A 12,005-nucleotide genomic window follows, 5' to 3' on the forward strand; every position below is an offset into this window, starting at 1 on the left:
GCTTGCCAAAACGATATATTTTCTATTGCCTAGTTAGTTTTCTTCACAACGATATGCGATTGCCGAATTTATCTGCCCTGCGCGCCTTCGAGGCGGCGGTCCGTCACGAGAATTTCTCGCGGGCGGCGGCGGAGCTGTACCTGACGCATGGCGCCATCAGCCACCAGGTGCGCGGGCTGGAGGAGGAATTGGGCGTGCAGCTGTTCGTCCGCAACGGCAAGCAAGTGACGGCGACGCCGGAAGCGCGGCGCTACGCGGCCACCGTGGCGCGCTGCCTGGCGGAGCTGGCGGACGGCGCGGCCGAGCTGCGGCCGCCGGACGGTGTGCAGCGCCTGAGCGTGACTGCGATTCCTTCGTTTGCGGCGCGCTGGCTGGCGCCCCGGCTGGGGCAATTCATCGAACAGCATCCGACCATCGAGGTGATCCTGCAGGCCAGCGGGGCTTTACAGGACTTGCTGCGGGAGGGGATCGATGTCGGTATCCGCTTCGGGCGCGGCAAATATCCGGGGCTGGACGTGGAGCGCCTGATCGGCGAGATTTACTATCCGGTAGCGAGCCCTCACTATCGCGGTGGGCAACTGCCTGCTTATCCACAGGACCTGGCAAAGGCTACCTTGCTGCGCTCGAATGAACCATGGGCGCCGTGGTTCCGGGCGGCCGGGCTGGACTTGCCCGAGCCTTCCGGCGGCGTGATGTTCGAGGATTTATCGATGCTGATTCGCTCCGCCGTCGATGGCGACGGCGTGGCGCTGGTGCGCCATGTGGTGGCGATGCAGGAAATTGCTTCGGGCCAGCTGGTGCGGCTATTCGATATTGCTTCGCCTTGCCCGGATGACTACTACCTGGTCAGTCCGCCCGGCGCGCTGCAGAAACCGCAGGTGCGGGCGTTCCGTGAGTGGCTGAAGGCGGAGATCGCCCGCAGCCAGCTTCTTAGAGCACCATCTTGACCATCGGGTGGCCGGACAGCGCGCGGTAGATGTTATCCAGCTGCTCACGGCTGGTAGCGCGCACGGTGCAGGTCAGGCTGGTGTAGTTACCCTTGGCCGAAGGACGCGATTCCATTTTGCCTTCATGGAACGTCGGGTCGTGCGCGACCACCACTTCAATGATCGTGGGGGCGAAGGCGTCGTGGGTAGCGCCCATCACCTTGATCGGGAAGTCGCTCGGATACTCGATGAGGGACTCTTCAGGCGGGATGGGATTCATCATGATTTTTCCAATCTTGTAGCAACAAAAAAAAGACCCGGCGCGGTGCGAGTGCGCCGGGTTCCATTTTACATCGTTACCCATATGGGCCCGGAGGGCCATTTTTCAAGCGAGGGGCTTATGCCGCAGCGGCTGGCACCTTGTTCGACAGGCGCTGCAGGCGTTCCAGGGCCGATTCGCTGCCGTTCACCGGGTTGGTGACCGATTTGCGGATTGCATCGATTTCAGCGGCCTGGTCGTACGGGCGCTGGCCGATGTCAGAGACGATCTTCATGCCTTCGGCTTCGTTGCTGATCTGCTGGGCACGCTTGGTCAGCGCGTTCAGGGCGCTGGTGTTGCCGCGCATGCCTGACAGGCTGGCGAGCTGGCTCTGGCGATCGGCGCGCACTTCCTGCAGTTCGCGCTGGGCCTTGGCCTGGGACAGGGCTTGCATCGCTTTCTTGGCGGCGGCGTCGAAGTCGGCCAGTTGCTGCGACAGGGCGTCAACGATCTTTTGCAGCTCTTCCATGTAAGCCTGGGCATCGGCTTCTTCCTGGATTTCCTGCGGCAGGCGGCCTTTGTTGGCTTCCAGCTCGTCGCAGAACAGGTTGATCGTTGCTTCCGAGATCTGGCCGGCGGCCAGGCGTTCGGCCAGGGTGCCGGTGGCTTTCTCGTCGGTTTCGATCAGTTTGCGCAGGCGGACCACGTCGTCCCGTTCCTTGTTGAAGGCGGCGCGGGCCTGGGCCAGCTTTTGGGCGGCGCTGCGCAGGGTGTCGGCCAGGCGGTCGCGGTCGGCCTCAGTCGCCGTTTCCGGGTCAAAACTGGCGATGGCTTCCGAGACCCGGTCGCCCAAGGCGCCAAAGTGCTTGGAAATCAGTCGTGCAGTCAGGGCCCAGCCATTCGAGTTGCTCATTTTTTGCATCCTTTCAGTTAAGTTCAATTCACCAATGCGGCGGTCGTTATTGGATGACCAGCCGTTCCTGCTCCACCGGGATTCCCACTACGAAATCGACGTGAATCCCGCGTTTCCCTGCATCGCCGTTCACGCTTTGGAGGATCTCCGTCGTGACCAGCAGGTATTCCTTGCTGCCGTCGCCCAGTTGCCGGGCGTAGGGCATGAAGTACAGCTCTTGCTTCAGGCCCTGCATGCCGCTGGCCTCGTCAATGCGGGTTTCGGTGCCCGTGAAGGGCGGGATGAAACCGGCATTCGGGTCGCCAACATCGCGTTCGAAGTCCAGCGCTTCCTGCTCGCCGAAGGCGCTGGCCAGCACTGTGCTGTCGGCGCCGCTTTCCTCGAGCTGGCTGCGCCACAGGCTGAATTGCAGTTCGCCCAGGCCGCAGCCATCGGCGCCGGTGAAGGCGTCCTGGTCTTCCGCAGTGGTGGGGATGAAGCGCACCAGCTGCGTGCAGTACAGGACTTCCTTCACCTCGCCGTGTTCATCCACGTACAGCTGGAGGAACTTTTCGCGCTCGTCCTCGTCGCCCTTGGCCAGGTAGTAGCGGTAGAGGCGCCCGGCCATCGTCAGCTTGAACTGGGAAATGGCGAGGATCCGGCTGTCTTCCGCTTCCGGCAGCGCGACCAGGGAGCCGTTGGCGTTGGCGCGCAGCAGGGGCGAGGCTTGCAGGTCCACTACGCTGCCAATCCTGGCTGCCAGCGGCAGGCTGCGGTCTTCCGGCTGCGGCGCGTCGCTTTCGACACCGCGGCGCTTGGCGCCGCTGCGCAGGTAATCGATGGCGTCTTTCCAGCCCATTCCTTAGTTCCTTTCAAACGAGTAGTTGGCGTTCTTTTTCACTTCCTGTGCCCCAGCCATCAGGCGGAAGGCTTTCCAGGCCAGCCACACCAGGCAGCCGGCCAGCAGGGCTACCGCCAGCTTGGCCAGGGTGCTCGATTCTTGAGCGGCTGGCTTGGCTGCCGGCGCTTGCACTGGCGGCTGGCGGACGGGCTCGACAACGGCGCCTGCCGCGGCACCCGAGGTCGCGATATCGCTTGCGCCGGCTGCGTCTGCCATGGCGCCGGTGTTGCCGCTGACATCGACTGGCTGCTGCGTGGACGGTGCCGGCTGGACGGCCGGGGCCGGGGCCGGGGCTGGAGCGGCGTGGCCGCTGGCGGCGCGGCCCAGCATGAAGCCGCCAATACCCCACAGCCAGCCGTTGCTGCTGTCACGGACGATTACCGGGGCAGGTGCACTGGTGTTGCCAGGTGCGCCGTGCTGGGCGTAGGCACCGTTGTTGTAGCCGCCGCTACCGCTGCCTCGGCCGCCGGGGACTACCGGATCGAGCGGTGGCAGTGGCGGCGTGGTGCCGGTCCGCGTGGCCGTGGAGCTGCCAAAGCTGCCGGGAGCAGCCTGGCCGGCAGTGCCGGCACGGCGCGTGTCATAAGTGCGCATGGCCTGGTCCTGTGCCGCACGGCGGTCGAGGTCGCGCGACATCGCCGAGTCGCGTTGTGGCGTGCGCGCTGCAGCCGGCGGCTGCGACTGGCGCTGGCCGAAGGTGCCGAAACTTGGCTGTTTCGGGGTGCTGACACTGCGCGACGCCGTGCTCCGGCCCGAGGAAAAGCCGCTGCGGTATGAGCCGCCAGGACGGGCATCGGCCGTGTTGGCGGCTACAATGGCCACCACGATTGCCATGATGGCCGCGAAGCGAGTGCGCTTGAACATGAATTTCACCGTTGTCAGGTAGTTAAACTTTCGATGAAAATCAGCATATCTTTCAAACAATCCGACTGCATCGGTAAAAAAAGGCCCGCTTCACCATGACTAAGAAATACCTGGACATGAACCAGCACGACGCGCTCTATAAGGTAGCGCGCACTTTCCCCGGCGGTATCGAGGCACTTGCCCAGCAAATGGGCATCTCGTCCAACGTGCTGCGCAACAAGCTGGCGCCGACCATCGCCTCGCATTACCCCTCGTTCGAGGAGGTTTCCACCATCGTCGACCTGTGCCATAAGGCGGGGGTGAATGAAGCCATGCTGCCGCTGCATGCCCTGCTGACACGGCATGGCATGGCGGCCTTCATCGTGCCGATCCCGAATGACGTGAGCAACGATGACTTGTCGCAGACGGTGTGCAAGGTGATGGCCCAAGTAGGCGCTGTGGCGGAAGCAGTGTCGGAAGCCCTGCTCGACGGCAAGGTGACGGAGGCGGAGGCGGACCTGATCGAACGTGAATTCCACGGCGCGCTGTCGGCGCTGGGCGAGTGGCGTGAGCGGATTCGCCAGCGCGCCAAGATCAGCAAATAAGAAAGCCAGCCACTTGGGGTGGCTGGCTTAGGTAGCGCAGCAGCTTAGCGGCGATTTTCGCCGTTTTCCATACGTTCCTCGCGGCGCTCGCGCGCTTCACGGCGCTGTTGCTGCTGGTGCTGCTGCTGTGGTTGGGACTGCTGGGGCTGCATTTGCGGCTGCGGCTGCGGCTGCGGTGCGGCCGGTTGCGGTGCGGCCGGTTGCGGCGGTGGCGACATTTGCGCCGGACGGGCCGGGGCCATCTGCACTTGAGGGGCGTCGCGGCGACCGCGCTCTTCGCGCTCGCCTCCGCCGAAGCGTGGCTCGTGGCGCGGCTGCTCCATGCGCTGCGGTTGCGGTTGTGGCTGCGCCTGGGGCGGCGCGGCCTGCAACTGCGGCTGTTGCTGTTGCTGTTGCTGTTGCTGTTGCTGGGTTCGCATTATGCGGTTGCGCCAGCCATCGCGTTCGTCATTGTCGGTACGGGTCCAGTTTTGACGCGGCTGCTGTGGCTGTTGTGGCTGCGGCTGTGTCTGCAGTACTGGCTGGCGTTGCTGATCCTGGCGATCGGGGACGCGCAGGTCGGGTCCGCGCTCACGCTCGGCGTGGCGGTCCTGGCCGCGGTCGCGGTTGAAGCGCTCGTCGCGATCCCGGTTGAAGCGGTCCTCACGGTTATGCTGCCAGTCCTGCCGCGGGGGTTGGGCCTGAGTCTGGCGTTGCAGGCTGGAGGACAGCACTGGCGGCGCGGTCATGAGCGGCACATTGCGCACATCCTGCGGCGTAACGCGGGCGCCGTTGTTCACTGGAATATGGCGGCCGCGGCCCCATTGGTCGCTCGGCAGGGCGGTCACGCCATCGCGGCGGCCGTCATGGTCGCGGTCCTGGTAGCGCTCATGCCAGCGCTCATTGGTGCGGTGGTTCCATACCAGGCGGCGCTCGAAGTCCGACGACATGCGGTAGGCCGGCACATAGCGGTCGCGCGGGCTCAGCGGATACCAGCCGACTGCCGGTCCCGAGCGGCCGGAGCCGAAGCTTACGCTCCAGTTATTGCCGCCGACCCAGCCCACCAGCGCCGGCGACCACACCGAGCGGCCAACCACGCGGCCCGGCGTCCAGCACCAGCGGCCGCCCACGACGACCCAGCGGCCATAGTGGAACGGTGCATAACCCCAAGGCGAGTTGTCGACCCAGGTCCAGCCCCAAGGCGAAATCCAGACCCAACGGCCGTCGCGGTAAGGCGCCCAGCCGGCCGAGACAGCGCGCGGGAACCAGACGGTGCCATATTCGCGGTCCTCGACCCAGTTGCCGTAATTGTCCAGGTCCTCGTAACCGGTCATGTCGGCCGGCACATAGCGCGAAGCGACCATGCCCTCGTCGCGGCGGTCGCGGCCAGCGACCCAGTTGTCGAAATCATCACGCCTTGCCAGCGCGGTAAAGATATCGTCGCCGCGCACTTCCACGCGCTTGCCGGTACGGGCGGTCAGCATGGTGCCGGCACCTTCGACACGGGCGTTGCCGGCGAAGACATTGATCACGGTGGTGTCGGGAGCGCGTTCGGCATCAACGCGGAAAGAGCCGGGTTCGGCCAGCGTGACGCGCGCTTGCGGCGTCAGGAATTCAAATTCATTGAGCATGGCCGGATCGCGCAAGCGCACGGCAGCGGTGCCGTAATTCAGGCGCAGCACCAGGCGCTCGTCATCCAGCTCCTGTACCTCGAGGTCGCTGTCACCGTCCAGGCGAATGGCAGCGGAGCCGACGCGGAACTCCGCGCGAGCACCACTGGCGGTCGTCAGGTGGTTTTCGCTGGTGACCGGCCAGTTCATCAAGTTGCCGGCTTCTTCTTCGCCGTTGACCAGCATGGTCACCCTGCCTTCGGTGACGGTTACCCGCCCCACCCGGGCGGGCGGATCGGCCATGGCGACCGAGGTCACTGCGACCAAAGCTGCCAGCATCAGGAATTGCGCAATCTTGCGGCTCATTTTCTATCTCTCCAAGGGAACGTTCTAAGGCGTTTTCGTTTTTTATATAACGCCTGAACCCCCTTGGCGAGGACGCAAGTTACAAATAATTTCAAATGGGGGTGAAGCGCTGCACCTTCTTGCCATCGACCTCGATGATCTCGAAGAAAACTTCGCGCGGGCGGCACCAGATGGAGCCGTTGGCGGCCTTGTACACGATCATCGTGCTGTGGTCGGATTCCAGCGTGGCCTCGCACACCAGCTCGTAGAACCCGCCTTTGTAATGCCGGAACCGGGTCGTCATGCCTCGGCCGCTCCGCGCTTGACGAAGAACAGCGCCCCGCCGATAAACATCAGAAGACCTCCGAATACGCGATTTTGCGCCTTGATGGCAGAGGATTCGCGGAAGAAGCGCTGCATCGACGATGCCAGGAAGGCATAGCCATGCATCACCACCAGGTCGATCACGAACATCGTCGCTGCCAGGATGGCCAGCTGCGGCAGCACCGGCGCATGCTGGTTGATGAACTGCGGCAGCACGGCGACCATGAAGATGATGCCCTTCGGATTGGTAGCATTGGTCAGGAAGCCAGTCATGAAGCGCTTGCGGAACGACGGCAGCGCTGCTTGCGCGGCCTGGATCCCCTGGCCGGCGGCAACCTTGGCGCGCCATTGGCTGATCCCGAGCCAGATCAGGTACAGGGCGCCGATGGTCTTCACGACGCTGAAGGCGACTTCAGAGGCAAGCAGCAGGGAGCCGACGCCCGCACCGGCAATCGCCAGCACCAGCAGCAAGCCAAGTTGGAGGCCGAGGATGGTGGCGGAAGTACGCTTCACGCCATACGACAAACCATGCGACATCGACAACACGGCGCCCGAACCAGGCGACACGGCAATGATGCAGGCAGCGATGACAAAGGTGATCCAGGTGGTGAAAGCCATGACCGATTACCGACGAATAAAGAGTTCATTGTAGCGTTCAAGCCGCCCGCTTGCTGCAGTGGCGTGTTAGATTGTCGATCCTGTAATTTTTCTGTGGAGTTATACGAAATGGCCGGTTCCAGCCTGCTTGCACTGATCGACGATATTGCCACCATCCTGGACGATGTGGCTGCCATGAGCAAGGTGGCAGCTAAAAAGACCGCGGGTGTGCTGGGCGACGACCTGGCGCTGAATGCGCAGCAGGTCGCAGGCGTGCAAGCCGACCGTGAACTGCCTGTTGTCTGGGCAGTAGCGAAGGGTTCGATGATCAACAAGGCGATCCTGGTGCCTGCTGCGCTGGCAATCAGCTATTTCGCACCGTGGGCGATTACCCCGCTGCTGATGCTGGGCGGTGCCTACCTGTGCTTTGAAGGTTTCGAAAAGATTGCCCACAAATTCCTGCATTCGCAGGCGGAAGACGACCAGCACCACAAGGAACTGGTCGACGCGAACCAGAGTGTTGACTTGGTCGCAATGGAAAAGGAGAAGGTCAAGGGCGCGGTGCGCACCGACTTCATCCTGTCGGCCGAGATTATCGTGATCGCCCTGGGTACCGTGGCAACCGCCACTTTCCTGCAGCAGGTGACTGTGCTGGTCGGTATCGCCGTCGTGATGACCATCGGCGTGTACGGCCTGGTGGGCGCCATTGTGAAGATGGACGACGCCGGCCTTTACCTGACCAAGCGCGCCGGTGCCGGTGTGCAGGCCCTGGGCCGTTTCCTGCTGAGTGCAGCGCCTAAACTGATGAAGTTCCTGTCGGTGGCCGGTACCGTAGCGATGTTCATGGTCGGTGGCGGCATCCTGACCCACGGCATCCCGGGCGCGCATGACGTGATCCACCACGCGGCCGAAGCTGCCGGTTCGGTGGGCGGCGTTGGCCCCCTGCTGGCTGCCGTGACCCCGTCCGCGCTCGATACCATTGGCGGCGTGATCGCCGGTGCCATGGTGCTGGCGGTCGTCACCATCGGCAGCAAACTGTTGAGTGCGCTCAAACGTTAAGTAGCGGGCCGGCTGGCATAATGTCTTTTTTAACAAGGAGAACTTATGTCGACCCATCATCGACCTTCCGGCGCCTTCGTCGGCGCTTCGTGGGGCGCCCTGCTGCTGGGCGCCGGCGCCTTCCTCGCCGGGTTGTGGAATGCCCAGATGCCGCTGAACGAAAAAGGCTATTACCTGACCTTGCTGCTCTACGGCCTGTTCTCGGCCGTATCGCTGCAAAAATCGGTGCGTGACAAGGTGGAAGGCATCCACGTGTCGAATATGTACTTCGGCCTGTGCTGGATTTCGACCGCGGCAGCCATCCTGCTGCTGGGGATCGGCATGTGGAACGCCACCCTGGTACTCAGCGAAAAGGGCTTTTATGGCATGGCTTTCGCCCTGAGCCTGTTCGGCGCCGTAGCGGTACAGAAGAATGTTCGCGACAGTTCGGCAAGGCCGGCGGAAGTGGCCTGACAGGCCAACCCTGCCAGATTTGATCTACATCATTAAAAAAGCGCGCCTAAGTCCCTAGACTTATCCCTGTGATCTTGCGTTATGGCAAGAACGTCAACAGGGGGCGCGCAATGCGTAAGAATTTACCGGTAAGCAATCAGGAAGTAGAGCTGGACGAAGACCAGGCGATCGTCTCCAAGACTGACCTGGAAGGCAATATCGTCTACGTCAATCCCTACTTCGAGCACATCAGCGGCTTCTGCGCTGCTGAGCTGGTTGGCCAGCCGCAAAACATCATCCGCCATCCTGACATGCCGCCGGAAGCGTTTGCCGACCTGTGGCAAACCATCCGCGCCGGCATCCCATGGACCGGCCTGGTGAAAAACCGCTGCAAGAACGGCGATTTCTACTGGGTCAAAGCCAACATCACCCCGATCAAGGAAAACGGCCGCACCACAGGCTATATGTCGGTGCGCACCAAGGCCGAGCGCGCCCAGGTGGCTGCCGCCGCCGAGGCTTACCGAAAGATCATTGCCGGTGCCCGCAATATCCGCATCAAGAATGGCCAGATCGTGCGCCTCGGCCTGTCGAACGTGGCAGCGCGCCTGAGCCATGTGTCGCTTGCCATGCGCATCTGGCTGGCCACCAGCGTGGTCAACGTGCTGCAGATCGCAGTCTGCGTCGCCGCGCTGTTTGCCGACGGCACCAGTGAACTGACGCGCTGGGGCATCTTTGGCGCCACCGCTTTCGGCTTCCTGATCAACGTCTTCCTGTGGTACACGCTGCGCACCAGCATGCTGCAGCCGCTGGACCGCGCCCTGGACGGTGCGCGCCTGATCGCAGCCGGCGACCTGACCGGCTCCTTCGATACCGACAGCACCGACGAAATGGGCCAGCTGCTGCGCGCCCTGCAGCAGATGAATAACAACCTGATCGCCACCATCCGCGACGTGCGCTTCAATATCGATGCGATGGCCGTGGCGACCAAGCAGATCGCCGCCGGCAATGCCGACCTGGCCGGCCGTACCGAATCGCAGGCCGCCAGCCTGGAAAAAACCGCATCGAGCATTGAAGAATTCTCTTCCACCGTGAAGGCCAATGCCGAAAATTCAATGGAAGCGAACGCACTGGCGGTCAGCGCTTCCGATGTGGCGGTGCAGGGCGGCAAGATCGTGTCCGAAGTGATTGCAACGATGGACGAGATCAACTCCTCGTCCCGCCGCGTGGTCGACATCATCGGCCTGATCGAGGGTATAGCCTTCCAGACCAATATCCTGGCGCTGAATGCCGCAGTCGAAGCGGCGCGTGCCGGCGAGCAGGGCCGCGGCTTCGCCGTTGTGGCGAGCGAAGTGCGCAGCCTGGCGCAGCGTTCTTCCGCGGCGGCCAAGGACATCAAGCAGCTGATCGAAATCTCGGTGGAAAAAGTCAGCACCGGCATGGAACGTGCACAGCGCGCCGGCGCCACCATGGGCCAGGTGGTGAACTCGGTGAAACAGGTCACCACCATCATGCACGAAATTTCCACTGCATCGCGCGAACAGAGCATCGGCGTGGACCAGGTCAACCAGGCCGTCAACCACATGGACCAGGTGACGCAGCAGAACGCCGGCCTGGTGGAAGAAGCTGCCGCTGCCGCAATCAGCCTGGCCGACGAAGCCGGCCACCTGCGCGATGCCTTCAGCCTGTTCAAGTTTGAACGCACCCGCTACGCGCGCCTGGCGGCTGTCAATTCGGCACGTGGCGCGCAGCAAACCCGCCCGTCCCCGAAACGCCTGGCCGCCTAATCCCGAACGAGAAAATCATGAACAATATCGCAGAACCAACCGTACAGTTTGACGCAGAGCTGATCAGCCGCATGAGCACTTCCGGTCCGCGCTACACCTCGTATCCCACGGCCGACCGCTTCAAGCCTGACTTCAGCTACTCCAGCTTCCTCGAAGCGCAAGCCAACTTGCGCATGCGCGGGGCCCGGGCCCCGCTGTCGCTGTATGTGCATATCCCGTTCTGCAACGTGGTCTGCTACTACTGCGCCTGCAACAAGGTGGTGACCAAGGACCGCAGCAAGGCGGTAACCTACCTCGGCTACCTGAAGCAGGAAATCGATATGCAGGGCAAGCTGTTTGCCGGCATGAACCGCGTCGAGCAATTGCACTTCGGCGGCGGCACCCCGACCTACCTTGACGACGACCAGATGGGCGAGCTGCTTGCGCATATGCGCAAGCATTTCGAATTCGCGCCGGATGAAGAGGGCGAGTACTCGATCGAGATCGATCCACGCACCGTCGATGCGGCGCGCATCCACACGCTGCGCAAGCAGGGCTTCAACCGCGTCAGCATGGGCGTGCAGGACTTCGATCCCGACGTGCAGAAGGCCGTCAACCGCATCCAGCCCGCCGCGGAAACCCTGGCTGTGATCCAGGCTGCACGCGACGCCGGCTTCCGCTCCATCAGCGTCGACCTGATCTACGGCCTGCCGAAGCAGAGCATGACCACCATGCAGGCGACGATGGACAAGGTGATCGAGGCCAATCCCGACCGCATCGCGCTGTACAACTATGCGCATATGCCGCACCTGTTCAAGCCGCAGCGCCGCATCGCGGAGGACGAGCTGCCGACGCCGGCCGTGAAGCTGGACATGCTGGCCCTGTGCATCGAACGCCTGACGCAAGCCGGCTATGTCTACATCGGCATGGACCACTTCGCCAAACCGGACGACGACCTGGCCGTGGCACAGCGCCAGGGCCGCCTGCACCGCAACTTCCAGGGCTACTCGACCCATGCCGAGACCGACCTGGTGGCGCTCGGCGTGTCGGCCATCAGCTCGGTGAACGGCACCTACAGCCAGAACGAGAAAACGCTGGACGAATACTATGCGCGCCTGGACGAAGGCCGCCTGCCGATCGCGCGCGGCTACGCGATGGATAACGACGACCTGATGCGCCGCATGGTGATCCAGAACCTGATGTGCAATTTCGAGCTGTCGATTTCGGCGCTGGAACTGGGCTACCCGATCCGCTTCAAGCAATACTTTGCCAGGGAAATGGAAAAAATGCGCGAGTTCGAGCGCGACGGCTTGCTGGCGATCGAGGATGACTGGATTTCCGTCACGCCGAAGGGCCGCCTGCTGATCCGCAATATCTGCATGGTGTTCGACCGCCACCTGGCTGCCGACCGCGCTGCGGGTACGGCGCCGGGACAAGTGCATACGCTGCGCTTCTCGCGCACCATCTGAG

General features: G+C 63.0%; 13 protein-coding genes. 6 read left to right on the forward strand and 7 right to left on the reverse strand.

Features of this window, described 5'->3' with window-relative positions; all coding sequences use genetic code 11:
- Positions 1–53 precede the first annotated feature (53 nt).
- Positions 54–947, forward strand: a complete 894-nt coding sequence (locus tag ASD07_RS29265; protein ID WP_055939230.1) for a transcriptional regulator GcvA — start codon at positions 54–56, stop codon at positions 945–947.
- Here ASD07_RS29265 and ASD07_RS29270 read toward each other — a convergent pair.
- The 4 genes from ASD07_RS29270 to ASD07_RS29285 form a co-directional block, all read right to left on the reverse strand.
- Positions 931–1,206, reverse strand: a complete 276-nt coding sequence (locus tag ASD07_RS29270) for a DUF493 family protein (RefSeq protein ID WP_028103457.1) — start codon at positions 1,204–1,206, stop codon at positions 931–933. The two genes, ASD07_RS29265 and ASD07_RS29270, sit on opposite strands and share 17 nt — an antisense overlap.
- Positions 1,207–1,324: 118 nt before the next feature.
- Positions 1,325–2,098: a hypothetical protein gene (locus ASD07_RS29275; protein WP_055939233.1), complete on the reverse strand. Its 774-nt coding sequence runs from the start codon at positions 2,096–2,098 to the stop codon at positions 1,325–1,327.
- Between the two features lie 46 nt (positions 2,099–2,144).
- Entirely contained in the window at positions 2,145–2,936 is a 792-nt protein-coding gene (locus tag ASD07_RS29280; protein ID WP_055939237.1) for a DUF2491 family protein, read from the reverse strand.
- 3 nt (positions 2,937–2,939) lie between these two features.
- Positions 2,940–3,842 (reverse strand): hypothetical protein, encoded by a 903-nt coding sequence (locus tag ASD07_RS29285; RefSeq protein ID WP_055939240.1) that lies wholly within the window; start codon positions 3,840–3,842, stop codon positions 2,940–2,942.
- Positions 3,843–3,937: 95 nt separating this feature from the next.
- On the opposite strand from ASD07_RS29285, the gene ASD07_RS29290 reads away from it, so the two are divergent.
- Positions 3,938–4,426 carry a phage regulatory CII family protein gene (locus ASD07_RS29290; protein ID WP_055939243.1) on the forward strand — a complete coding sequence of 163 codons (489 nt, stop codon included), beginning with the start codon at positions 3,938–3,940 and terminating at the stop codon, positions 4,424–4,426.
- Positions 4,427–4,470: 44 nt separating this feature from the next.
- On the opposite strand, the gene ASD07_RS29295 is transcribed toward ASD07_RS29290, so the two are convergent.
- The 3 genes from ASD07_RS29295 to ASD07_RS29305 all read right to left on the reverse strand — a co-directional run bounded on the left by ASD07_RS29295 (position 4,471) and on the right by ASD07_RS29305 (position 7,302).
- On the reverse strand, positions 4,471–6,381 hold the full coding sequence (locus tag ASD07_RS29295; protein ID WP_055939246.1) for a DUF6600 domain-containing protein: 1,911 nt from the start codon (positions 6,379–6,381) through the stop codon (positions 4,471–4,473).
- Positions 6,382–6,472: 91 nt separating this feature from the next.
- Entirely contained in the window at positions 6,473–6,664 is a 192-nt protein-coding gene (locus ASD07_RS29300; RefSeq protein WP_055939249.1) for a DUF1653 domain-containing protein, read from the reverse strand.
- On the reverse strand, positions 6,661–7,302 hold the full coding sequence (locus ASD07_RS29305) for a LysE family transporter (RefSeq protein ID WP_055939251.1): 642 nt from the start codon (positions 7,300–7,302) through the stop codon (positions 6,661–6,663). Before ASD07_RS29305 ends, ASD07_RS29300 begins: the two co-directional genes overlap by 4 nt.
- Before the next feature lie 108 nt (positions 7,303–7,410).
- Between ASD07_RS29305 and ASD07_RS29310 the strand changes: the two genes are divergently transcribed.
- The 4 genes from ASD07_RS29310 (at position 7,411) to hemN (ending at position 12,004) form a co-directional block, all read left to right on the forward strand.
- Positions 7,411–8,340 carry a DUF808 domain-containing protein gene (locus ASD07_RS29310; protein WP_055939255.1) on the forward strand — a complete coding sequence of 310 codons (930 nt, stop codon included), beginning with the start codon at positions 7,411–7,413 and terminating at the stop codon, positions 8,338–8,340.
- Between the two features lie 45 nt (positions 8,341–8,385).
- Entirely contained in the window at positions 8,386–8,793 is a 408-nt protein-coding gene (gene yiaA, locus ASD07_RS29315) for an inner membrane protein YiaA (RefSeq protein WP_055939258.1), read from the forward strand.
- Between the two features lie 110 nt (positions 8,794–8,903).
- Entirely contained in the window at positions 8,904–10,556 is a 1,653-nt protein-coding gene (locus ASD07_RS29320; RefSeq protein WP_055939261.1) for a PAS domain-containing methyl-accepting chemotaxis protein, read from the forward strand.
- A 17-nt stretch (positions 10,557–10,573) separates the two neighbouring features.
- Entirely contained in the window at positions 10,574–12,004 is a 1,431-nt protein-coding gene (gene hemN, locus ASD07_RS29325; protein WP_055939264.1) for an oxygen-independent coproporphyrinogen III oxidase, read from the forward strand.
- Position 12,005: the final 1 nt, after the last annotated feature.

The organism is Duganella sp. Root336D2 (assembly GCF_001425005.1).
Classification (GTDB): domain Bacteria; phylum Pseudomonadota; class Gammaproteobacteria; order Burkholderiales; family Burkholderiaceae_D; genus Rugamonas.

What these genes read in the sequence shown, in the direction of transcription:
- ASD07_RS29295 (WP_055939246.1), bottom strand. Translation starts at nt 6,381, where the DNA reads ATGAGCCGCAAGATTGCGCAATTCCTGATGCTGGCAGCTTTGGTCGCA.
- ASD07_RS29275 (WP_055939233.1), bottom strand. Translation starts at nt 2,098, where the DNA reads ATGAGCAACTCGAATGGCTGGGCCCTGACTGCACGACTGATTTCCAAG.
- yiaA (WP_055939258.1), top strand. Translation starts at nt 8,386, where the DNA reads ATGTCGACCCATCATCGACCTTCCGGCGCCTTCGTCGGCGCTTCGTGG.
- ASD07_RS29290 (WP_055939243.1), top strand. Translation starts at nt 3,938, where the DNA reads ATGACTAAGAAATACCTGGACATGAACCAGCACGACGCGCTCTATAAG.
- ASD07_RS29305 (WP_055939251.1), bottom strand. Translation starts at nt 7,302, where the DNA reads ATGGCTTTCACCACCTGGATCACCTTTGTCATCGCTGCCTGCATCATT.
- ASD07_RS29310 (WP_055939255.1), top strand. Translation starts at nt 7,411, where the DNA reads ATGGCCGGTTCCAGCCTGCTTGCACTGATCGACGATATTGCCACCATC.
- hemN (WP_055939264.1), top strand. Translation starts at nt 10,574, where the DNA reads ATGAACAATATCGCAGAACCAACCGTACAGTTTGACGCAGAGCTGATC.
- ASD07_RS29300 (WP_055939249.1), bottom strand. Translation starts at nt 6,664, where the DNA reads ATGACGACCCGGTTCCGGCATTACAAAGGCGGGTTCTACGAGCTGGTG.
- ASD07_RS29280 (WP_055939237.1), bottom strand. Translation starts at nt 2,936, where the DNA reads ATGGGCTGGAAAGACGCCATCGATTACCTGCGCAGCGGCGCCAAGCGC.
- ASD07_RS29320 (WP_055939261.1), top strand. Translation starts at nt 8,904, where the DNA reads ATGCGTAAGAATTTACCGGTAAGCAATCAGGAAGTAGAGCTGGACGAA.
- ASD07_RS29270 (WP_028103457.1), bottom strand. Translation starts at nt 1,206, where the DNA reads ATGAATCCCATCCCGCCTGAAGAGTCCCTCATCGAGTATCCGAGCGAC.
- ASD07_RS29285 (WP_055939240.1), bottom strand. Translation starts at nt 3,842, where the DNA reads ATGTTCAAGCGCACTCGCTTCGCGGCCATCATGGCAATCGTGGTGGCC.
- ASD07_RS29265 (WP_055939230.1), top strand. Translation starts at nt 54, where the DNA reads ATGCGATTGCCGAATTTATCTGCCCTGCGCGCCTTCGAGGCGGCGGTC.